Origin of the sequence: Nocardia sp. NPDC056611 (assembly GCF_042792755.1) — a bacterium.
Lineage (GTDB): Bacteria > Actinomycetota > Actinomycetes > Mycobacteriales > Mycobacteriaceae > Nocardia.
In genome coordinates this window covers 922,384-943,069 of the sequence record NZ_JBHTVV010000001.1, presented here as the reverse complement: position 1 = coordinate 943,069, position 20,686 = coordinate 922,384, and the positions used below count along the sequence as shown (strand labels likewise).

General features: G+C 70.7%; 12 protein-coding genes. 8 read left to right on the top strand and 4 right to left on the bottom strand.

Annotated features, from left to right (window positions below; genetic code table 11):
* Nucleotides 1-165 precede the first annotated feature (165 nt).
* From ACFRAQ_RS04285 to chrA, 7 genes are all read left to right on the top strand, one after another.
* Nucleotides 166-3,306, top strand: a complete 3,141-nt coding sequence (locus ACFRAQ_RS04285; protein ID WP_379093984.1) for a DUF5691 domain-containing protein — start codon at nucleotides 166-168, stop codon at nucleotides 3,304-3,306.
* 2 nt (nucleotides 3,307-3,308) lie between these two features.
* The gene (locus ACFRAQ_RS04280; protein WP_379095801.1) at nucleotides 3,309-4,421 is read left to right on the top strand and encodes an AAA family ATPase; all 1,113 of its coding nucleotides are present in this window, start codon (nucleotides 3,309-3,311) and stop codon (nucleotides 4,419-4,421) included.
* Nucleotides 4,418-6,835 (top strand): DUF5682 family protein, encoded by a 2,418-nt coding sequence (locus tag ACFRAQ_RS04275; protein WP_379093981.1) that lies wholly within the window; start codon nucleotides 4,418-4,420, stop codon nucleotides 6,833-6,835. Before ACFRAQ_RS04280 ends, ACFRAQ_RS04275 begins: the two co-directional genes overlap by 4 nt.
* Nucleotides 6,836-6,971: 136 nt before the next feature.
* Nucleotides 6,972-8,132: a VWA domain-containing protein gene (locus ACFRAQ_RS04270; RefSeq protein WP_379093977.1), complete on the top strand. Its 1,161-nt coding sequence runs from the start codon at nucleotides 6,972-6,974 to the stop codon at nucleotides 8,130-8,132.
* A gap of 99 nt (nucleotides 8,133-8,231) precedes the next feature.
* Nucleotides 8,232-9,656, top strand: a complete 1,425-nt coding sequence (locus tag ACFRAQ_RS04265) for a protein kinase (RefSeq protein ID WP_379093974.1) — start codon at nucleotides 8,232-8,234, stop codon at nucleotides 9,654-9,656.
* A 79-nt stretch (nucleotides 9,657-9,735) separates the two neighbouring features.
* Nucleotides 9,736-10,881 carry a serine hydrolase domain-containing protein gene (locus ACFRAQ_RS04260; RefSeq protein WP_379093971.1) on the top strand — a complete coding sequence of 382 codons (1,146 nt, stop codon included), beginning with the start codon at nucleotides 9,736-9,738 and terminating at the stop codon, nucleotides 10,879-10,881.
* Between the two features lie 72 nt (nucleotides 10,882-10,953).
* Complete coding sequence (chrA, locus tag ACFRAQ_RS04255) at nucleotides 10,954-12,135, top strand: chromate efflux transporter (RefSeq protein WP_379093968.1); 1,182 nt, start codon at nucleotides 10,954-10,956, stop codon at nucleotides 12,133-12,135.
* Nucleotides 12,136-12,314: 179 nt separating this feature from the next.
* On the opposite strand, the gene ACFRAQ_RS04250 is transcribed toward chrA, so the two are convergent.
* The 4 genes from ACFRAQ_RS04250 to ACFRAQ_RS04235 form a co-directional block, all read right to left on the bottom strand.
* Nucleotides 12,315-14,846: an ABC transporter permease gene (locus ACFRAQ_RS04250; protein ID WP_379093965.1), complete on the bottom strand. Its 2,532-nt coding sequence runs from the start codon at nucleotides 14,844-14,846 to the stop codon at nucleotides 12,315-12,317.
* A complete protein-coding gene (locus tag ACFRAQ_RS04245) occupies nucleotides 14,846-15,637 on the bottom strand; it encodes an ABC transporter ATP-binding protein (protein ID WP_379093962.1) in 792 nt (263 codons plus the stop codon). Before ACFRAQ_RS04245 ends, ACFRAQ_RS04250 begins: the two co-directional genes overlap by 1 nt.
* A gap of 97 nt (nucleotides 15,638-15,734) precedes the next feature.
* On the bottom strand, nucleotides 15,735-17,498 hold the full coding sequence (locus tag ACFRAQ_RS04240) for a protein kinase (protein WP_379093959.1): 1,764 nt from the start codon (nucleotides 17,496-17,498) through the stop codon (nucleotides 15,735-15,737).
* Nucleotides 17,499-17,577: 79 nt separating this feature from the next.
* A complete protein-coding gene (locus ACFRAQ_RS04235) occupies nucleotides 17,578-19,515 on the bottom strand; it encodes a protein kinase (RefSeq protein ID WP_379093956.1) in 1,938 nt (645 codons plus the stop codon).
* Between the two features lie 320 nt (nucleotides 19,516-19,835).
* Here ACFRAQ_RS04235 and ACFRAQ_RS04230 point away from each other — a divergent pair, with 320 nt between their 5' ends.
* A complete protein-coding gene (locus ACFRAQ_RS04230) occupies nucleotides 19,836-20,606 on the top strand; it encodes a deoxyribonuclease IV (RefSeq protein WP_379093953.1) in 771 nt (256 codons plus the stop codon).
* The last annotated feature ends 80 nt before the right edge of the window (nucleotides 20,607-20,686 follow it).

The window sequence follows — 20,686 nt, the reverse complement described above, 5'->3', positions numbered from 1 at the left end:
ACCGACAGCGCCGCCCGCACCCGTCGGCGGCCCTCGGTACGCACCGCCCGCATCGTCCGAATCGGTGGCGGCGGAACGACTTCCGCAGCCGGCCCGGCCACGGCGTGACGCCCGGATCTGTCGGTGCCCTCGGATAGAACTATGTCAACCGAGGAAGGGGGATGGATGACCACCGCTTGGACCGCCGACCACATCGGCTCGCTCGCACCGGACGCCGCGTCGCTGACCGCCGCCCGCAAATTGCGCGGCAAGTGGAGCGGCACCGGGATTCACGACACGGCGCTGTGGGGGCTGTGCAAGGGCAGCGGCAGCCGCCCGTACCAAACCATCGTCGACCTGGCCGGACCCGCGTACAAATGCACGTGCCCGAGCCGCAAGTTCCCGTGCAAGCACGCCCTGTCGCTGCTGCTGTCGTGGAGCGCGGGCGAGGTACCCACCGCGGACGCCGTGGGCGATTTCGCGGCCGACTGGCTGGGCGGCCGGGCCGCCCGCGCCGCCAAGAAGGCCGCGCCCGAGGCCACGCCCGCGGCGAGCTCCGGGGCCACCGCCGATCAGCGCCGCGCCCGGGTCACCGCGGGCCTGGCCGACCTGGACACCTGGCTCACCGACCAGGTCCGCACCGGTCTGGCCCAGTCCGACCGTTCGATGCGCGCCTTCGAGACCGTGGCGGCGCGCATGGTCGACGCGCAGGCCCCCGGCGTGGCCGCCACCTTGCGCCAATTGCCGCTCGCCACAAGCCATTCCGACTGGCCCCGGCTACTGTTGCGCGAATACGCCCGGCTGCACCTGCTGGCGACCGCGCACACCCGCCTCGACGAGCTCTCCCCCGGCCTGCGCGCCAGCGTGCGCACCCATATCGGCTACCAGACCCCGGCCGACTCGGTCCGCGTCGAACCCGCGGTCCGCGACCGCTGGCAGGTCCTGGGCGTCCGCACCACCACCGAGGACGGCCTCTACACCCGCCGGGTCTGGCTGCGCGGACGGGCCTCGGGCCGCTGGGCCCTGATCCTGGACCACCACTACGGCAGTCCCGCCTTCCCCAACGACACCCCGGCCCCGGGCTTCCAAGTGGACGCGAACCTGCACTTCTATCCCGCCGCCGCGCCCCTGCGCGCCATCTGGGGCGATCGCCACGAGGACATTCCCGAACCCTTCACCACGATCCCGCTGCCGGGATTCACCGGCGAGAACAACCGCGGCGATTGTGCCGCGCCGATGGCGGCAGCTGCCCGCGACGGATCCGACCCACACGCCCCCGACATGGGCAGCCACCTGACCGAGGCCACGTCGAACCAGGCCGAGGCGACGTCGAACCACGCCGAGCCGGTGCCGAACCCGCCCGAGGCCACGTCGAATCACGCCGAGCCGGTGTCGAACCAGGCCAAAGCCGTGTCGAACGTATCCAGCGCAGGGGCGAACGGGGACGCCACGAGGTCGGACTTGCGGCCGGGCGGTATCGCCGCCGCTCTCGATGAACAGTCGCGGGCGCTGGGAGCCGATCCGTTCCTGCGGTCGTGGCCGGTGCTGCTGGCCGATGTCGTTCCGGTTCGGAGCGAAAAGGGTTGGGACATAGTGGAATCCGGGGGCGACGCACTGCCGGTGTCGACGACCGAGGGCGAGCCGTGGCGGCTGCTCGGGCTGTCGGGTGGACACGCGGTCACCCTGCTCGCCGAATGGACCGTCGACGGGCTGGTTCCCGTCGCAGCGCTCGCCGACGGTGTGATGGTGGATGTCGGTGTGGCGCTGGGGACTCCGAACCCCGTCCGCGGCGGGATAGAGGACGCCGGTAGCGCCGAGCTGGTGTCGGCGGCGTTGGTGGGCACGGCACGACGGCAGGCGGACCTGTCGGGATTGGCCTCGCCCGTCACCTCGGCCGCGACCGCGCTGAGCGGGGATCCGGCGGTTGTTCTGCTGGAATCCATTGCGCTGCAGGATTGTTTCGCGCGCGGCGGCGTCACCGCCGGTTCCGGTGAGCATGGGGCCGCCGCGTCCGATGACGAGCGGCCGCTGCTGCCCGCCGCCGCGGGGGCGCGGTTGGTCGACATGCTGTCGGACAATTCGTCGTTCCTCGAGGAGTGGTTCGCGCTGGCCGCGCCGCGGGATTTCCGCGCGCCGGACGGCTTGGTGAGCGTCCTGCTCGATCGCGCCAAAGCGCTCGCCCCGCATCGGGAGCCGCTGTTGCGGCTGGCCGGGGCGCGGGGACGGTGGCTGGCCGGGCAGCATCCGGGCTGGAAGTCGCTGGTGCGGGCGGCCGCCGAGGACGAGAGCGTGTGGTCGCACGGCCGGGCGACGGAACGGCGCAGCTGGCTGGCGCAGTTGCGGCAGCGCGATCCGGCGGCCGCGAGCGCGGCGCTGGCCGGATCGTGGGGCACCGAGTCCGGGCCCGGTAAGGCCGATCTGCTGGCGGTGCTCGCCGACGGGCTCTCGCCGGCCGACGAGCCGCTGCTCGAGACCGCGCTCGACGATCGGCGCGCGGAGGTGCGGCGGCTGGCCGCGGATCTGCTGGGGCGGCTGCCGGATTCGGCGTTCGCGCGACGGATGTCGCAGCGGGCATCGGCCTGGCTGAGTTTCGGCGCGCGCCCGGTCACGCCGCTACTGGTCACCACCGGCCCCGGCGTGCTCGACGACGCGGCCCGCCGCGACGGGGTCGGGGATTCCTTCGGCTACACCACCTACCGCGCCGACGGTGCACCCGATCTGGCCACCGAATGGCTGCACCGGGTGGTGGCGGCCACGCCGCTGCGGCACTGGGAACGGCTGCTCGGCTCCCCCGAGGAGGCGGTCCGGGTGTCCATGGCCGACGGTGTACGCGGACCCATGTTCGCGGGCTGGACCGATGCCGCACTGGCACAGGGCGATCCGGCGTGGGCGCGGGCCCTGTTCGGGGCGATCTCCGGTCCGGCCGCCCGCGACGCCGATTCCGACAAGTTGCGCGCGCTGTTCGCGCTCCAGCCCGAGGCCGATCAGGTGCGGTACCTGCGCGGCCTGGATTCCAGCTGGCTCGCCGAGATCGAATCCCTGTTGCGCGCCATGCCCCGGCAGTGGCCCGGCCCGATGGCCGAGCACGTGCTGCGGCTGCTCACCGAGCGCGCTCAGCTGTGCGCCGACCGGCCGGGTGCGCCCAGCCTGGTGCCCGGCTCGTATCGGACGCTGTTCCGCGCGGCGTCCGCCCACTTCCCGGTGGAGCTGGCCGGACTGGTGTCCGGTCTGGCCCGCCGCTGCGCGGATCCGTACTGGGAGCAGGCTTTCGACCAGCTCGCCCATGACCTCATTGAACGCAAGACGATGCTCGAGGAGTTGCAGTGACCATTGCTCAGGAAGTCACCATCGCTCAGGAACCGGACGCCCTGCTGCGCCCGCACGCCGAACAGGCCTTCGCCGACGAGCTGAAGGCCCTGGCCGCGGCCGACGACCGCCCGCGTCCGCCCTCCTGGAACCTGTCGCCGTGGGCGGTGGTCACCTATCTGCTGGGTGGCACGCTGTCCGACGGCACCGTGATCACGCCCAAGTACGTGGGCCCGCGCCGGATCATGGAGGTCGCGGTCGCCACCCTGGCCACCGACCGCGCGCTGCTGCTGATCGGCGTCCCCGGCACCGCGAAAACGTGGGTGTCGGAACATCTCTCGGCCGCCATCGCCGGACATTCGACGCTGCTGGTGCAGGGCACCTCCGGTACCGCCGAGGAGGCCATCCGCTACGGCTGGAACTATGCCCGGCTGCTGGCCGAGGGTCCGAGCGAGGCGGCGCTGGTGCCCTCGCCGATCATGACCGCCATGCGCGCCGGGTCCATCGCCCGGCTCGAGGAGCTCACCCGCATCCCGTCGGATGTGCAGGACGCGCTGATCACGGTGCTGTCGGAGAAGACGCTGCCGGTGCCGGAACTGGGCACGGAGGTACAGGCGGCCAAGGGCTTCAATGTGATCGCCACCGCCAATGACCGCGACCGCGGCGTCAACGAGCTGTCCTCCGCGCTGCGCCGCCGGTTCAACACCGTGGTGCTGCCGCTGCCGGCCGGGGAGGACGAGGAGGTCTCCATCGTGACCCGCCGCGTCGAACAGCTCGGTGTCGCACTGGAACTGCCCGCCGTGCCCGCCGCCGCCGAGGAGATCCGCCGCGTGGTGCGGGTGTTCCGGGAACTGCGCTCGGGCATGACCGAGGACGGCCGCACCAAGCTCAAGTCGCCAACCGGCACGCTGTCCACGGCCGAGGCGATCTCGGTGATCACCAATGGCATCGCGCTGGCGGCGCACTTCGGCGACGGTGTGCTGCGGCCCGCCGATATCGCGGGCGCGGTGCTGGGCGCGGTCATCAAGGATCCGGTGGCCGACCAGGTGGTGTGGACCGAGTATCTGGAAGCCGTTGTGCGGCAGCGCGCGGACTGGGCGGACTTCTACCGCGCCTGCCGCGAGGTGCACGAATGACGGCCGCCACGATCCCGGCCGACACCGCTGACGCCGCCGAGACCGCCCTGCCGAGCGAGACCGTGGCTTTCACCGAGGCCGCGGGCCCGGCCGAGACGCGGGTGTTCGGCATCCGCCATCACGGCCCCGGGTCGGCGCGCTCGCTGGCGCTGGCGCTGGCGCGGTTCCGTCCCGACGCCATCCTCATCGAGGGCCCTTCGGACGCCGATCCGCTGGTCGGTTACATTGCGGCCGAGGGCATGTCACCGCCGGTGGCCCTGCTCGCCTATCAGCCCGACAGTCCCGCCAAGGCCGCGTTCTGGCCGTTCGCGACCTTCTCCCCGGAGTGGGTGGCGCTGCGGTACGCGGCGGAGAACGGTGTGACCGCGGGCTTCTGCGACCTGCCGGCCTCGATCTGCCTGGCGGTCGAGGACGAGCCGGGCGATCGGACCGACCCGCTCGGCATCCTGGCCTCGGCCGCCGGCTACGACGACGCCGAACGCTGGTGGGACGCCATCGTCGAATCCGCCTCGGACGCCGATATCTTCCCGGCGGTCAACGAGGCCATGGCCGCCCTGCGTGAGCACGCGGAGGATCGTGCGGAGGTCTCGGAGGAATCCGATTCCGCCGGCCCGGCCGAGGGGTCCGGGACAGCCGAGGGGTCCGGGACAGCCGAGGGGTCCGGGACAGCGGAGGGGTCCGGGACAGCGGAGGAGGAGCCGTTCTCGGCTGCCACGGCGCGGATCACGGTGGACGCGCACACCCTGCGTCGCGAGGCGCACATGCGCCAGATCATGCGAAAAGCCTTGAAGGACGGGGCGAAACGGCTGGCCGTGGTGTGCGGCGCGTGGCACGCGCCCGCGCTGGAGGGCAAGCTGGGCCCGGCCGCGGCCGATGCCCGGCTGCTCAAGGGCATGCCCAAGGGCAAGGCCACGCTGACCTGGGTGCCGTGGACGCATTCGCGGCTGGCGAGCTCGTCCGGCTACGGCGCGGGCATCACCTCCCCGGGCTGGTACCACCACCTGTTCACCGAGACCGACCAGCCGATCGCCCGCTGGCTCACCAAGGTGGCGGGCACCCTGCGCGCCCACGATCTGCCGGTGTCGAGCGCGCACATCATCGAATCCATCCGGCTGGCCGAGACTCTCGCGACCCTGCGGGAGCGGCCGCTGGCCGGACTGTCGGAGGTCACCGAGGCCACCCGGTCGGTGCTGTGCGACGGCGACGAGACCCTGTTGCGGCTGGTCAGCACCGAACTGGTGGTGGGCGAGGCGCTCGGGACGGTGCCCGAGGGCACGCCGACGGTGCCGCTGGAGGCGGACCTGCGGGCCCAGATCAAGACGCTGCGGCTCAAGCAGCAGGCCCTGGAGCGCACCGTCGACCTGGATCTGCGCACCGACGGCGGGCTCGCGAGATCGCGTCTGCTGCACCGGCTCCGGCTGCTGGGCATCGAGTGGGGGCGGCTGACCGACAGCCAGGTCCGCAACGCGGGCACCTTCCGCGAGACCTGGACCCTGCGCTGGCGGCCGGAACTGGCGATCGCGATCGTGGAGGCGTCGCGCTGGGGCACCACCCTGCGGTCGGCCGCCGAGGCGAAGATCCTCGACGCCGCCCGGGATCCGGACGCCACGGTCGGGAAGGTGGCGTCCGCGTTGGAGGAGGCCCTGCTGGCCGATCTCGGCGGGGCCACCGACGGACTGATCGCCCGGCTGGAAACCGTTGCGGCCCTGGATCACGATGTCACCCACCTGATGTCGGCGCTGCCCGGCCTGCTGCGCATCGCCCGCTACGGCGATGTGCGCGGCACCGACGGCGCGGCGCTGACCCGGGTGGCGGACAGCCTGCTGGTCCGTAGTTGCGCCGGTCTGCCGGGCGCGGTGACCGGACTCGACGCCGACGCGGCCGCCGCGCTGCGCAGCCGGATCGACGCGGTGCACCTGGCGCTGTCGAACCGCGACGACGAATGGGCCTCGGGGACTTGGCTGTCCACCCTCGAGACGCTGGCCGATCGCGACGACGTCCATGGCGGCATCGTCGGCCGCGCCGTGCGGCTGCTCTGCGACGCCGAGCGCATCGGCGACGAGGAGTCCGGCCGCCGACTATCCGCGGCGCTGTCGGTCGGCCGCACCGCGCCGGACAAGGCGGCCTGGATCGACGGCTTCCTCGGCGGCCGCGGCCTGCTGCTGGTGCACGACCGAAACCTGTTGTCGCTCATCGACAGCTGGCTGGGTGGACTCGACGAGGACCAGTTCGTGGCCACCCTGCCCCTGCTGCGCCGGACCTTCGGCGCGTTCGAGGCCGGGGAGCGGCAGGCCATCGGCCAGGCCGTCCGTCACGGCGCGCCGATGACTGCGGCCACCGCCGGGACCGAGTACGACGCGACCCGTGGAACGCTGGCCATGCGGGCGGCGGCCGAGATCCTCGGAGTGGCCTGATGAGCCCGCGCGGCGGTGGCCGGAGCCGGCTGCGGAGCCTTCGGCCGCAGGCCGGGCGCCTGAGCCGGCCCGGCTCGGAGCATGACTCCGCTTGGGGCACAACCAGTTACCACTCATACTTATCGTGGGGGATGGCATGAACGAGATCGACGAAGCGCAGCTGCGGCGGTGGCGGCTGGTGCTCGGCAGCGCCGGGGAGGCCGGGCTCGGCTGCGGCGGCCTGAGCAACCCCGACGATCAGGCGATGGACCGCGCGCTGGGGTCGCTCTACGACTCCGGGCAGGGCGGGAGCGGACGGCGCTCGGGCGGGCTCGGCGGGTCCGCGCCGCAGGTGTCGCGGTGGCTGGGCGATATTCGCCGCTACTTCCCCTCGACCGTGGTGGAGGTGATGCAACGGGACGCGGTGGATCGGCTCAACCTCACCGAATTGCTGCTGGAGCCCGAGCTTCTGGAAGCGGTCGAACCGGATGTGCACCTGGTCGGAACGCTGCTGAGCCTGAACCGGGTGATGCCGGAGACCACCAAGGCCACCGCGCGCGTGGTGGTGGAGAAGGTGGTCAAGGAGATCGAGCGGCGGATCGCGGCGCAGACCGTGGCCGCCGTGGGCGGCGCGCTGAACCGGGCGGCCCGGGTGTCGCGCCCCAAACTGCGGGACATCGACTGGGACCGAACGATTCGCAAGAACCTGGCGAACTATCTGCCCGATCACCGAACCGTGGTGCCCGAGCGGCTGGTCGGGTACGGCCGCAAGGCGCAGGCGGTGAAGCGGGACGTGGTGCTGGCCATCGACCAGTCCGGGTCGATGGCGTCGAGTGTGGTGTACGCGTCGGTGTTCGGCGCGGTGCTGGCGTCCATGCGGTCGCTGCGCACCTCGCTGGTGGTGTTCGACACCGCCGTCGTGGATCTCACCGAGAAGCTGTCGGATCCGGTGGAGGTGTTGTTCGGCACCCAGCTGGGCGGCGGCACCGATATCAATCGGGCCATCGCGTACTCGCAGTCGCTCATCACCCGCCCGGCCGATTCGCTGTTCGTGCTGATCTCCGATCTCTATGAGGGCGGAGTCCGGGCGGAGATGCTGCGGCGCATTCGCGCCATGAAGGAATCGGGGGTGCAGGTGGTGGTGTTGCTGGCGCTGTCGGACGAGGGCGCCCCGGCCTACGACCGCGACAACGCGGCGGCGCTGACCGCCCTGGGTGTGCCCGCTTTCGCGTGCACCCCGGACAAGTTCCCGGACCTGCTCGCGGTGGCCTTGGACCGCGGTGACGTGCAAGCTTGGGCGCATCTCAACGCGGGTTGAGGGCTGGTCAGCGACAATCGATCGGTGTCGGGCACTTGATAGGCTGCCTGGCGGATTCAGGCTCGTGGCAGATTTGGTTTCGGGAAGCGGGTGCTTGGTTTGCGCTCTGGTGATGTGTTCGCCGGTTACGTCATCGAACGCGAGCTCGGCCGTGGCGGCATGGGCTCGGTGTATCTGGCCAAGCACCCGCGGCTGCCCCGGATGACCGCCCTCAAGCTGCTCAATCAGGAGATGTTCTCCGACGACGAGATTCGCGCCCGCTTCATCCGCGAGGCGGATCTCGTCGCCCGGCTGGACCACCCGAATATCGTCACCGTCTACGACCGCGGCGACGAGGGCGAGCAGCTGTGGATCTCGATGCAGTTCATCGACGGCGTGAACGCCTCCTCCATCAGCCCCGGCACGCTGCCGCCGCTGCGGGCGGTCCAGATCATCACCGAGACCGCCAAGGCCCTCGACTACGCGCACGGCCTCAATGTCCTGCACCGGGACGTGAAGCCGGCCAATATCCTGCTGGCCCGCTCGTCCTCCAAGACCGGCTCCAGCGAGCGGGTCTACCTGACCGACTTCGGTATCGCCCGCCTGCGTGACGACACCGGGCATCTGACCCAGACCGGCACCGTCACCGCCACTCTCGCCTACGCCTCCCCCGAGCAGCTGACCGGCGCGTCCCTCGACGGCCGCTCCGACCAGTATTCGCTGGCCTGCACCCTGTTCCAGCTGCTCACCGGCGCGGTCCCGTTCGAGGGCACCAGCCCGGCCGCCGTCATCCGCGGCCACCTGCAGCAGCCGCCGCCCCAGGCCAGCCCGCTGCGCCAGGCCCTGCCCCGGGCCATCGACGCCGTCCTGGCCAAGGCCCTGGCCAAGCGCCCCGCCGACCGCTACCGCTCGTGCGTCGAATTCGCCACGGCCGCCGAACGAGCCCTCTCGGCTCCGGCCGCCCCGCCGCGGCCGCCGACGCCCGCGCACCCCCAGCCGATCGTGGCCCCGCGCCCGCCGACCCCGGCCCGCCCGCAGCCGGTGATCCAGCGCCCGCCGACGCCCACCCCGTCGACCCCGCGCCCGCTGGTCGGCCCCGGCCCCGCCTACACCAATCAGGGCCCCGCGTACCCGTCGCCGCCGACGTCGGGCCCGTCGTACCCGAACCAACAGGCCCCGTCGTACCCGCACCACCCGATCCACAACCAGCAGACCTCGACGCCCGCGTACCCGAACCAGCCCGCGCCGCAACATTTCACGAGTCAGCAGGGTCCGTCGTACCAGCCGCCGCAGACCTACGCCCACCATGCCCAGCAACCGAATTACGCTCCTCGGCAACGCAATTCGAACAGCACCGCCTGGTTGATCGCCGCTATCGTCACGGTGCTGGTCATCGTCATCATCGTGATCGCGGTGATTGTCAAGGGCAGCAAGTCCAAGGCCGACGCCCCGCTGCAGCCCGACACCATCGTGTACTCGGCCTTCACCGACCATCGCACGCCCGAGAGCGTCCTCGGCGACCAGGCCTTCCGCACCACCCTGTGAGACCTGGGGGATCTCCCCCACCCGGATTCCAGGGATCCGCCGGATTACCCGGGGCTGCACGCGGACCTAGCGTTCAATCATGATCAAACGCTGTGCCGCCGCCCTCGGAGCTCTACTGATCGCCGGGGCGGCCGTCGGTTGCACCCAGCCCGCGGAGTCCTCCGTCGCTCAGAGGTTGCGCCAGGACGCCGAGGCGATCCACGCTCTCGGCATCAGCGGCGTGCAGGCCCGCGTCATCGAGCCCGACGGCACGGACTCGGTCGCCACCAGCGGGACGGCCGACCTGGCGACCAGCGACCCGGTCCCGTCCGACGGGTACTTCCGGATGGCCAGCACCGCCAAGACACTCGTCGCCACCGTGGTCCTGCAACTGGCGGGCGAGGGCTCGCTCACCCTCGATGACACCGTCGAACGGTGGCTGCCGGATATGGTGCGGGGCAACGGGAACGACGGCACCCGGATCACCCTCCGCCAGCTGTTGCAGCACACCAGCGGTATTCACGACGACCTGCCGGGGTACGCCACACCCGGCGAGTACTACCGGCAGCGCTACGACACCTACACCCCCGCCCAGCTGATCGCCCGGGCGATGACCCACGCGCCCGACTTCGCGCCCGGCTCGAACTGGCAGTACTCCAATACCGGCTACATCCTGCTCGCCGAGATCATCCAGCGCGCCACCGGCCGACCCGCTCACACCGAGATCGAGAACCGCATCGTCACACCACTCGGCCTGCACGGAACCCGGTGGCTCGGCGACTCGCCCACGCTCCCGCAGCCGCACGCCCGCGCCTACCAGTTCTTCGGCCCCGGTTCCGAAGTCGACGTCACCGACCAGATCGCGCTGGAACCGGAGAACCTCTCCTGGGTCACCACCACCGAGGACGAGAACACCTTCTTCCGAGCCCTGCTCGGCGGCCGCCTGCTCCCGGCCGACCGGCTGGCGGAGATGAAGCGGACCGTGCCGGTGAGCGGAGACCTCGAAACCATGTGGCCGGGTGGCCGATACGGCCTCGGTCTCGCCGAACGCCCGTTGAGCTGCGGCGGCGCCTACTGGTCCCATGAGGGCGGCGACGGCGGCTACATCACCCTCAATGGCGTCACCGGCGACGGCGCCCGCAGCGCCGTGGTCTCCATGTCGGAGGCCCTCGGCGACACCCCGGAGCACATCCTGGCGCAGGAATCCGCGGCCGCCACCCTGATCGACCACGCCCTGTGCCCGTAACCGAACGCTGTTATCGTCTGCCTGTACTGCGGTTTCGGTGCTGGTCAGGACGATGGAGCGAGGGCTGCGGGCGTGGATGTCGGAGCCGGGCGGGGCGATCGGGCGGCCGAGGTTCGCCTCAGCACGATCGCCCGTGAGTGGGGGCGGATCGGGTGCATCGGATTCGGCGGACCGCCCACGCACATAGCGCTGCTGCGGCGGCTGTGCGTCGAGGAGCGGAAGTGGATCGCGCCCAGCGAGTTCGAGGACGCGATCGCGGCGACGAATCTGCTACCGGGCCCGGCGTCCACCCAGCTGGCCATCTTCTCGGCGTGGCGACTGCGGGGAACGGCCGGGGCGCTGGTGGGCGGGGTGTGCTTCATCGTGCCCGGTCTCGTGGTCATTCTGGCGTTGGCGGCGTTCTTCCTCGCCGGGGGCGTGCCGCGCTGGGCGCTCGGCGCGGCGGCCGGTGCGGGTGCGGCCGTGGCGGCGGTGGCCGTCCACGCCGGCGTCGGATTGGTGCCCGCCAGCTGGCAGCGCGCCGGAACGGAGCGGGCGTCCCGCCTGCGCTGGATCGCTTACCTGGTGGTGGGCGCGCTCGCCGCGGCCTTGATCGGTCCGTGGCTGGTGCTCGTCCTCGTCGCCGCGGGTCTCCTGGAAGTTGTTGTCCGTACCGGTATTCCGGGCCGATCGACCTCGCCGGCGGCACCGCTGCCCTTGGCGTTCGCCGTGCCCACCCTCGGCGGTCTGGCGGCCGTGAGCTGGGTCGCCTTCAAGGTCGGCGCCCTGTCCTACGGCGGCGGTTTCGTCATCATCCCGCTCATGCAGTCCGACGCGGTCACCCACTATCACTGGATGACCGACGCCCAATTCCTCAATGCCGTTGCCCTGGGCCAGATCACCCCGGGTCCGGTCGTGCAGACGGTCGCGGTGGTCGGCTACGCCGCCGCGGGCATCCCTGGCGGCCTGCTCGCCGCCCTCGTGGCCTTCACCCCGTCATTCCTGTTCGTCATCTTCGGCGGCCCTCGTTTCGACCAGCTCCGTGAAAACCCCCGAGTCCTGGCTTTTCTCGCGGGCGCCGGCCCGGCCGTCATCGGCGCCATCCTCGGCTCCGCCATCCCCCTCGCCTTGGCCCTTCAGCATGCCTGGCAGTTCGCCGTCCTGGCCGCGGCCGCCGTCTTCCTCCTGGTCGCCCGTCGTGGCGTGGTCACCACCCTGCTGACCGCCGCCGCCATCGGAATCGCCGCCGCCGCGGTGGGTCTCCCGATCACCTGATCGCCGATCACCTGACCGCAAAGCAAAGGGCCGACGCGGATTCCGCGTCGGCCCTTTCTCCCTACCCCGGGCTCTCGTCCCCAGGCCAGTCACGTTAGTGAAACGTTGCCATTTCCGAAGGCCCCCGCTTTCATGGGCGGGGGAACCGACGGGATGACGTCCTGGGGGCTCGGAGCCGATTACAGGTCGGCGATAGCGGCCAGCGGGGGCGTGCGGGCGGCTCGGATGGCGGGCCACAGAGCGGCCAGCACACCGACGAAACCGGAGGCCAGGAGCATCAGGATGATCTGACTCCAGGGGACGGCGATGGTCGCGATGCCGAGATCCTTCAGGGTGCTGAGGAATCCGATGCCCAGGCCGATGCCGAGGATGACGCCGACCACCGCGCCGAAGATGGCGATCAGCATGGATTCCAGGTAGATGCTGCGACGCACCTGCGGGCGTTGCATGCCGACCGCGCGGAGCATGCCGATCTCGCGGCGGCGTTCCACGACCGACAGGGCCAGGGTGTTGACGATGCCGAGGATGGCGATCACCACCGCCAGGGCCAGCAGGCCGTAGAGGATGGCCAGCAGGGTGTCGATCTGCTTGCCCTGCGCGCCCTTGAAGTCCTCGCGGTCCTGGACCTGGACGATCACGTACTGCTCGGTGGCCTTCTCCAGGTTGGTGCGCATGGCCGGCAGATCCGCGCCGGGTTGGGCGGCGACCAGGACCAGGAAGCTGCTCTGGTAGCTGACCGGCACGGTCCGTTCGTACAGGGACATGGAGGTGACCAGGTTCTGCAGCAGCTGGGTGTCCTTGTAGACGCCCGCCACGGTGACCGGGAACTTGCGGTAGTCCAGGCTGGTGATGTCGACGGTGTCGCCGACCCGCCAACCGTGGTCGGCCGCATAGGTTTCCGAGACCATGATGTCGTCGGCGCCGAGCTGGTCGGTGCCTTCCCGCATGGTGTAGTCGAGCACCTTGGTCATCTGGCCCTCGGGCGCGGTGCCCAGCACCTGCTTGCCGTCGACCTTCAGCGCGACCCCGTGGAAGGCCACCACATCCTTGACCTGCGGCACCTGGGCGACGGTGGCGGTGGCGGCGAGGGGGACGCCGATCAGGCCGCCGGGCGGGCCCGCCAGCATGTAATCGGCCTTCACGCCGTGGTCGACCAGTTCGCTGATGCTGGCCTTGGCCGAGGACCCCAGCATGCCGATGGCGGACACCAGCATCAGGCCCAGCGTCAACGCGAACGCGGTCGCCGCGGTGCGCCGCGGATTGCGAATCGCGTTGTTGCGCGCCATCCGTCCGACCGGGCCGAACGGCCGGGTCAGCACCCCGAGCGCCGACACCACCGGCCGCGACAGCGCGGGCGAGGCGAACAGCACCGCGAGAATCAGTGCGGCCGCGCCGATCCCGACCACCGAGGCGGCTGTCCCGCCGGTACCGCGTGCGCCGAGCACCACCAGCACCACACCGGCCACCGCCAGCACCGCGCCGACAATGGTCCGCAGCCGCAACGACTCTCCGGACGAATTGGACTCCGACCGCATGGCCTCCACCGGCGGCACCTTGGCCGCCCGCCGCGCCGGGGCGTACGCGCTGAGCACGGTCACGACGGTGCCGACCACGATCGCCACCACCACGGTCCGCGTCTCCAGCGACATGGTGCCGGTGGGCAGACCCAGCTTGAACGCGTTGAGCAGTCCGGACAATCCGAACGCCAGCCCGACGCCCGCGGCCAGACCCAGTGCGCTGCCGATCAATCCGACGATCAGCGACTCCCCCACCACCGACCGCGCGATCTGCTGCCGGCTCGCGCCGACCGCCCGCAGCAGCGCCAGCTCCCGCAGCCGCTGCGCCACCAGCATGGAGAAGGTGTTGTAGATGATGAACGTGCCCACCAGCAGCGCGATGGACCCGAACGCCAGCAGGAAGTAGTTGATGAACTTCAGCGCGTTGCCCAGCTGCGCCTTGAAGTCCTCCCGCACCTCGTCGGCGTTCTGCACCTTGTATTCGGGCAGCGCCGCCTTGATCTCGTCGCGCAGATCGTCGGCCTGCACGCCGGGCCGCGCCGCGACGTCCACCCACGCCACGTGCTTGCCGTCGGTGAACAGCTGACGCGCCTGCGTGTCCTCGAACAACAACTGCACGAAGCCACCGGTATCGGAGGAGCCGTCGATCTCGTAGATGCCGGACACGGTCACATCGACATTGCCCTTGGACGGCACCAGCACCTGGGTGCGATCGCCGACCTTCAAACCGGCCCGATCCGCGCCGCCGTTATTGATGGAGATCTCACCCGGCTTGGTGGGCGGAACGCCGTCGACGTACTTCTCCGGCTCGGCCACCGACTTGTCCGGCGGCAGATACGACTGCCCGAAAGCCGGTGCGCCACCGGTCTGTACGGCGTGCCCGTCCTTCAACAGGACCACGGGCCCGTTGACGCTCGGCGCGACGGTCCGCACCCCGTCCATCTGGGAAATCCGGGTCACCACATCGTCCGGCACGCCGAGCGACTGCTGCCCCTTGGGCTGCACCCGCACGTCCACGCCCTTGGCCTGATTGGCGAAGATGCCGTCGAAGGTGCTCTGCAGGGTGTCGGTGAAGATGAACGACCCCGAGATGAAGGCGGTGCCGAGCACCACCGACAGCAGGGTCAGCACCAGCCGCACCTTGTGCGCGGCGAGATTGCGCAAGGCGACCTTGCGCATCGGGGAGCCGGCCATCAGAGCTCGTCCTCCCCGGCCGTCGTCTCCAGCGACTTCATCTTGTCCAGAATGGAATCCGCGGTGGGCTCGCGCAGCTCGTCCACGATCTGGCCGTCGGCGAGGAACACCACCCGGTCGGCGTGCGAGGCCGCGCGCGGATCGTGGGTCACGATCACCACGGTCTGCCCGAACTCGTCGACCGCGGCGCGCAGGATGGACAGCACCTCCCCGGAGGAGTGCGAGTCCAGGTTGCCGGTCGGCTCGTCACCGAAGATGATGTCCGGCTTCCCGGCCAGCGCGCGAGCACAGGCCACGCGCTGCTGCTGGCCGCCGGACAGCTCGGCGGGCCGGTGCGTCAGGCGGTCGTTCAGGCCGAGCCGCTTCGTCACCGTCGCGAGCCACTCCTCGTCGGGCTTGCGGCCCGCGATGTCGAGCGGCAGCGTGATGTTCTCCAGCGCGGTCAGGGTGGGGACCAGGTTGAACGCCTGGAATACGAAGCCGATCCGGTCGCGGCGCAGGTTCGTCATCTGCTTGTCCGAGAGCCGGGTCAGATCGGTGTCACCGATGTGGACGGTGCCCGTGGTGGCCGCGTCGAGCCCCGCCAGGCAGTGCATGAGCGTCGACTTCCCGGAGCCCGAAGGGCCCATGATCGCGGTGAACTCCCCCTTCGCGAACTCGGCCGTGACCCCGGCGAGCGCGCGGACCTGTGTATCGCCGGAGCCGTAGACCTTCACCAGGTCGGTCGCGCGAGCCGCGACCGTGTCGGTGCCTGTGTCGAGAGTGACGGATTCCGAGACGTTCGAAGTCATGCAGTCCAGTGTGTCTAGCTTCGCGGGCGGATGCCATCCGGGATGTCCCTGATGGCCGTGTCCTCACCAAGTCCACACAAACGACCGGGTCGGGGCCTCAATTGATGGGGGCGGCCCGCCACCAGTCCAGCAACTGGTCATCGGTGGCGAGGAAACCGGTGCTGTACATGAGGAAGACGTGCTGACCGTCCCCGGCGTGCTTGCCGTCCTTTTTTGCGTCCTTCTTGCCGTCCTGAGCGTGGAATTCGGTCACCAGGCGCGGGCGCAGCAACGCGCTGTCGTTGATCCGGTAGTTCGTGTACACGGTGCCGTGGACCTTGACGTCGGAACGGGTGTAGCCCGGCAGCGCGGCGAGCGCCGCCTCGGCGTCGGCGGCCGAGCGGTACATGACGAACCGGTAGGCCGGGTGGCCGACACCGCCCGCGCAGTTCCACGCCACCACCCACTCGCCCAGGTCCGGATCGCCGGAACCGGTCTCGGGCGGCGGCGCGGACCGCGGATAGGTGGTGCAGGCCGCGCCCTGGTAGCCGATGCCGGAGTTGGTATCGGCGGCCGGGTCGGCCGGCGGCAGCATCTGCGGGAACCGCTGGCTGATCAGCTGGGCGTCCGTGCCCGAGTGCTCGGGGATCCCGGCGGGCTCGGTGGTCTCGGCCGGCGCGGGCGCCTCCTCGGTGCTCGGGGCGGGCGCGGCGGTGGTGGTCACGGGGGTGTTCGAGGTCGCGGCCCGGTCGAGTACGGCCAGGCAGCCCGCGATGCCCACCAGGGGCAGCACCACGATCGCGGCCGCTCCGATCAGGCAACCGCGCAGCCTGGAGCGCTTCCTGCGCGGCGCGGGTGGGGTCGGCGGCAGCGGACGCGGGGGCGTGGTCACCGGAGCCATCGCGGTGTACCGCATCGTCCGGCGCGCTCCCGGAACGGAATTCGGATCGACGCCCGCCGGGGCGTTCAGCACCGCCGTGGGGGCCGGGCCGGATTGTCCCGGCGGCCCGCTGTGCCCGAGCGGCGCGGGCGCGAGGAACTGCGTCGCACCCGCCGGATTCTCCAGCGCGTCCTGCGCCGCGACGGCGAACTCGCCGCATGAATCGAACCGTCCCTCAGGGTGTTTCGCGAGGGCCCGGGCCAGGACGGCGTCCAGGGCCGCGGGCAGCCCGGGCCGCAGCGCGCTCACCGGCGGCGGCGCCTGGTTCAGGTGACCGTGGATGATGCCGACCGGATGTTCGGCGTCGAACGGCACGTTCCCGGTCAGCAGCCGGAACAGGGTGCAGGCCAGCGAATACTGGTCCGACCGCGGATCGAGCGGCTGACCCGAGAGCTGTTCGGGCGAGGCGTAGGTCAGCGTCGCGGTGAACGAGCCGGTCTGGGTGAGCTTGCTCGCGTCGTCGCGCAGGCGCGCGATACCGAAGTCGGCGAGGAAGACCCGCTCCTCGCCGTCGGCCCGCTCCAGCAGAATGTTGGCGGGCTTGACATCCCGGTGCAGCACTCCCCGCTTGTGCGCGAAGTCCAGCGCCCGGGCGGTCTCGGCGATGATCCGGATCGCCTCGCGCGGCGGCAGATTCGCCGCCTCCAACTGGGACGCGTCGGGCCCGTCGACATAGCGCATCGCGATCCACGGCTGCGCGTCGTCGATGCCCCGGTCGTAGATCGGCACGATGTTCGGGTGGTCGAGCCGGGCGATCAGATCGCCCTCCCGCTCGAACCGGCCCCGGATCTCGGCATCGCCGAACAGCTCCCGGCCCAGCAGCTTGAGCGCGATCAGCCGAGGCAGGCGCGGATGCCGGGCCAGATAGACCGCCCCCATGCCGCCACGCCCGAGCTCACGTTCGATCTCGTACCCGGCGAACAACTCCCCGCTGCGCAGCACAAGAACCCTTCCGACCGACTCTGCTTCGGTCCGCGACCCTACGTGCCCCGCGCGGGGGCTGTCATCCGCCCAGGTCAGCTCAGTTGATGGGGGCGCTCTTCCACCACGTGACGACGTCGTCGATGCTGCCGACCAGGCCGTCGGTGTACATCAGGTACTGGGTGCGGCCGGGGTCGGTGAAGGCGGTCACCATGCGCGGGTGGCTGTCGTCGGTCATCTGGTAGTTGGTGTAGGTCTTGCCGCCGTTGGTGTCCTGGGTGGTGGTGTCGGCGGTCAGGCCCTTCACCACCGACTGCGCGGCGGCCGACGAGGAGTAGGCGAAGATGCGGTAGAAGGGGTCCTTGTTGTCGCTGCCGCCGTAGCAGCGCCACTGCACCTTCCAGTCGCCGAAGTCGGGGGTGCCGTCGGTGGCGTCGGAGGAGACCGGGGAGTCGGCCACCCAGCAGGTCGCGCCGTTGATGCCCTTGCCGCCGGTCTTGGTGGCGGGCAACAGCTTCGGGAACTCCTTGGCCGCCGTCGACCAGTCGATCGACTTGTCGCTCTTGGGCGCGGCCCCCGGCGACGTGGTGGCCGAGATGGTCGGCGACCCCATCTTGTCGTCGCCCGCCTTGCTGCCTATCGCGGCCAGCACCACGACCAGGACGATCAGCAGCACCACGGCCGCGGCCACGATGCCGATGATGAGCCCGGCATTGGACTTCTTGGGCGGCATCGGCCCGGCGAGCGGCGCGATCGGCGGCCGCTGCTGCTGGCCAGGGCCCGCGTAGCCGTAGGCCGGGGGCTGCGTGTACTGGTTGGTGCCGTGGCCGGTGTAGCTGCCGGTCACCGGCTTGGGCGGGACCGGATTGACCGGATTGACCTGTGTCGGAGCCGGATACGGCACGGCCGGGGTCGGCGGCGTGGTCTGCGGGCGCGCGGTCTGCATGGGGCCACCGGTGACCGGCATCCCCGCCTGGTGCGCGCCGCCGGTCAGCGGATTGCCGGTCGGCAAGGGCCCACCGGTCTGCATCGGCCCACCGGTCTGCATCGGCCCGCCGGTCGGCATCGCGCCACCGGTGTACATGGGCATCCCGGTCTGCATGCCGCCACCGGTCAGCGGCGCGACCGGGGCCGGTCCCCCGGTGTAGGGCATGACCGGCATGGGCGGCGCGGTCCGGTTGACCAGCGGGATGGCGGGCGCGCTCGGATTCGCGAGCGCGCTGCGCGCGGCCGCCGCGAAGTCGCTGCAACTGGCGAAGCGGTCCTCGGGCCGCTTGGCCATGGCCTTCGCGATCACCAGGTCCATGCTCGGCGGCAGTCCGGCCCGTGCGCTGCTCAGCGGCGGCGGCGGATTCTGCAGGTGCCCCTGGATGACCGCGGCCGGGTTGGTGGCCGAGAACGGCCCCGACCCGGTGAACAGCCAGAACAACGTGCACGCCAGCGAGTACTGGTCGGAGCGGCCGTCCAGCGCGGATCCGGTCAGCTGTTCCGGCGAGGCGTAGGCGAGGGTCGCGGTGAACGTGCCGGTCTGGGTGAGATGACCGCTGTCATCGCGCAGGCGGGCGATGCCGAAGTCGGTCAGGTACACCCGCTCGCCCTTACCGCCGGTGGAGCGGGCCAGCAGGATATTGGCCGGCTTCACGTCCCGGTGCAGCACCTCGTTGCGGTGCGCGTAGTCCAGGGCGTCGGCCATCTCGGCGACGATCTGCACGGCCCGCTCGGGCGGCAGGGTCTGCGGATTCACGCTGGCGGCGTCGATGCCGTCGATGTACTGCATGGAGATCCACAGCTGGCCGTCCTCGAGCCCGCGGTCGTAGACGGTGACGATGTTGTGGTGGTCCAGCTGGGCGACCAGGTCGGCCTCGCGTTCGAAGCGGGCCCGGACCTCCTTGTCGAAGACCATCTCCCGATTCAGCAGCTTGAGCGCCGTCAGACGGGGCAGCCGCGGGTGTTTGGCCAGGTACACCGAACCCATGCCACCCCGGCCGAGCTGCCGCTCGATGACATACTCAGCAAAAACGTCACCTTCGGACAGCATGACGATCTCCCACTTCCCACTCCACGCGCCGGGACCCACCAGCGTGCGGAGTACCACAGACGATCGGCGTGATCGTTAACGGGCCGATCCGGAAAACACCGAAACTGTAGCCGATCCGACCCGCGCCTCGCGCCGGGCCGGGCGCGCCGCGCGAACCTGCAGCGTTCGCCTGCAACGGTATTCACCTCCTCTGATCGGCCGGGCTTCGGAATTCCTACCGAACTATCTACGCACGACCCGCTAACGCAACACTCAACGTTTGCTTGTCGTCCCGGCCGGACCCGCCCTGAGCTGTCGGGGGTCGGGGATACGCTGGGCGTATGCGCATTGGAGCTCACGTCCGGACGGACAGCGACCCGATCGGCTTCGGCGAGCAGCTCGGGGCCGATGTCATCCAGATGTTCGTGGTGGATCCGCAGAGCTGGGACAAGCCCAAACCCCACCCGCTGACCGAGCAGATCAAGGCCAGCGACATCGACGTGGTGGTGCACTCGTCGTATCAGATCAATGTGGCCAGCCTGAACAACCGGCTGCGCATGCCCTCGCGCAACGCGGTGGCGCAGCAGGCCAAGGCCGCGGCCGACCTGGGAGCGTTCGGCCTGGTGGTGCACGGCGGGCACGTCCGCTCCGACGAGGAGATGGCGGAGGGATTCGTCAACTGGCGCAAACTGTTCGAACGCCAGGCCGACAAGGGCGGGTTCGCGGTGCCGATCCTGATCGAGAACACCGCCGGCGGGAATCACGCCATGGCACGGTATTTCGACGATATCGGGCGGCTGTGGGACACGGTCGGCGAGTACGGGGCCGGGTTCTGCCTGGACACCTGCCACGCCTGGGCGGGCGGTGAGGAACTGGTCGGGATCGTGGAGCGGATCAAAGCCATCACCGGGCGCATCGACCTGGTGCACCTGAACTCCTCACGCGACGCCTTCGACTCGGGCGCGGACCGGCACGCCAATTTCGCCGACGGCACCATCGATCCGCAGTTGCTGGCGGAGGTGTGCCGCACCGCGGGCGCGCCGGTGATTCTGGAAACCCCCGCCGACGGCGTGGCCGACGATCTGAAGTATCTGCGCGAACACCTGGGCTGAGCGCCCGCGGCGGCCGCCGCCGTCCTTTCGATCCCGCTGATCCTGAACCTGTTTCGGCGGCGCACCCGATGGTGTCCTGA